Source organism: Sphingomonas sp. CCH9-F2 (assembly GCF_001556735.1).
Taxonomy (GTDB): Bacteria; Pseudomonadota; Alphaproteobacteria; order Sphingomonadales; family Sphingomonadaceae; genus Sphingomonas; species Sphingomonas ginsenosidimutans.
Genome location: NZ_LSJO01000702.1, coordinates 1 through 1,897 on the forward strand (window position 1 = coordinate 1; position 1,897 = coordinate 1,897).

Sequence of the window (1,897 nt, forward strand, 5' to 3'; positions counted from 1 at the left end):
GCTTCGTTGGCGACGACACCCGCCGGGTCGATCGCACCGGCGGCGGCCTTTGTCGCGCTGTTGTGATCGACGCTGGAGAAGACCGCGCTGGCAAGCCCGATCAGCAGGACGATCGCGGCCAGCCCGCTCATCCCGACGCGCACGCGCTGTCGCACCTGATCGGCCTGTGCGCGCTCGGCGCTGTCCTTGTCGCGATGCGGAACCTTCATTTCGTCGCGCGACTCTATCTCATCGTCGCGCATGTGTCGATTCCCGCGCTCACGCGGTACGCCGCACCAGCCCCTTCGCGGTCAGCCATGCCGGATCGTAGAGGGTCGAAAGATAGCGGAAACCGGTGTCGCACAGGATCGTCGCGATCCGCTTGCCCGGTCCCAGCTCGCGCGCCAGCCGTACCGCGCCCGCCACGTTGATGCCCGACGACAGCCCCAGGCACAGCCCTTCCTCGCGCAGCAGCCGGTCGACCCAGTCGAGCGCCTCCTGGTCGGGGATACGGAATTGCGTGTCGACCGGCGCGCCCTCCAGATTGGCGGTGATCCGCCCCTGCCCGATCCCTTCGGCGACCGACGACCCTTCGGACCTCAGTTCGCCATGTGCGTAATAATCGTACAGCGCCGCGCCGTGCGGATCGCTCAGCGCGATGCACACGGCCTCGTCCTTCGCCTTCAGCCCCAGGCCGACGCCCGCGAAGGTGCCGCCCGTGCCGACCGCGCAGGTGAAGCCGTCGACCCGCCCGTCCATCTGCGCCCAGATCTCCTCGGCGGTGCCGGTGATATGCGCGCGGCGGTTGGCGATATTGTCGAACTGGTTGGCCCAGATCGCGCCCGGCGTCTCCTCCGCGATCCGGCGCGAGGTGTGGACGAAATGGCAGGGCGAGGAATAGGGCGCGGCCGGTACCGTCACCAGCTCCGCCCCCAGCGCGCGCAGCGTGTCCATCTTCTCCTTGGACTGGGTGTCGGGCATGACGATGATCGTCCGGTATCCCTTGGCGTTGGCGACCAGCGCCAGGCCGATCCCGGTATTGCCCGCCGTCCCCTCGACGATCGTGCCGCCGGGGGTCAGCAGCCCGCGCTCCTCGGCATCCTCGACGATCGACAGCGCCGCGCGATCCTTCACGCTGGCGCCGGGGTTCGCGAACTCGCACTTGCCGAAGATGTCGCAGCCGGTCGCCTCGCTCGGCCCCTTCAGCCGGACGAGCGGGGTATTGCCGATCAGGGCCAGCGTATCGGGGGTCGTATGCATGGCGCCTAGATGCTTGCGCAGCCCGCGCGGCGCAAGCGATCGAAAAACTTTCGCGCCCGATGGCCCGCCTTTGAGTCGCGGGACAGCGACCGTTCGCGCCTGCGGAAAAGCCGGTCGTTTGCATCCCGCCCTTGACGTATTTTTCCGCATAAGCGAAGCGATATGGGCTATGAAGACGCTCCCCCTTCTTCCCGTCGCCGCCGCGATCTTCGCGCTCGCAGCATGCAACTCCGAACCGTCCAAGCCGCAGGTGCTGGATTCCAACCCCGATCCGATGGCGTCGACGCTGGCCAATGCCGCGCCGGTCGAGCTGCCGCCCGCGATCAAGGCGGACAAGACGATGCGCTGCAAGGACGGCAGCCTCGTCTACGTCACCTTCTTCCAGGGCGACAAGCAGGTGGTCGTGCGCACCGAAAAGGGCGGCACCCCCACCATGCTGAAGGGCGCGGAAGCCGGCAAGCCGCTGACCGCGGACGGCGGCTGGTCGCTGACCGGTTCGACCAGCGAGGTCACGTTGACGCGCCCGGGCAAGTCGGCGATCGCCTGCCACTCCTGATCGCATATCCCATCGTTCAACGCCCTTCCCGCGCCATCGCGGGAAGGGCTTTTTTATGCGTATCGCACCGGCACCGCGCCCCGCCACGCCCTACCATGCCTT

The 1,897-nt window shown here is 67.8% G+C and carries 2 protein-coding genes and 1 pseudogene; 1 reads left to right on the plus strand and 2 read right to left on the minus strand.

Annotated elements, in window-relative coordinates:
- Both AX685_RS20070 and AX685_RS20075 read right to left on the minus strand, forming a co-directional pair.
- Positions 1-242, minus strand: a pseudogene (locus AX685_RS20070) (hypothetical protein); the annotation flags it as partial.
- Between the two features lie 16 nt (positions 243-258).
- On the minus strand, positions 259-1,239 hold the full coding sequence (locus AX685_RS20075) for a cysteine synthase A (protein ID WP_066491981.1): 981 nt from the start codon (positions 1,237-1,239) through the stop codon (positions 259-261).
- A gap of 169 nt (positions 1,240-1,408) precedes the next feature.
- On the opposite strand from AX685_RS20075, the gene AX685_RS20080 reads away from it, so the two are divergent.
- Complete coding sequence (locus tag AX685_RS20080; protein WP_066491984.1) at positions 1,409-1,795, plus strand: hypothetical protein; 387 nt, start codon at positions 1,409-1,411, stop codon at positions 1,793-1,795.
- Positions 1,796-1,897 lie beyond the last annotated feature (102 nt).

What these genes read in the sequence shown, in the direction of transcription:
- AX685_RS20075 (WP_066491981.1), bottom strand. Translation starts at nt 1,239, where the DNA reads ATGCATACGACCCCCGATACGCTGGCCCTGATCGGCAATACCCCGCTC.
- AX685_RS20080 (WP_066491984.1), top strand. Translation starts at nt 1,409, where the DNA reads ATGAAGACGCTCCCCCTTCTTCCCGTCGCCGCCGCGATCTTCGCGCTC.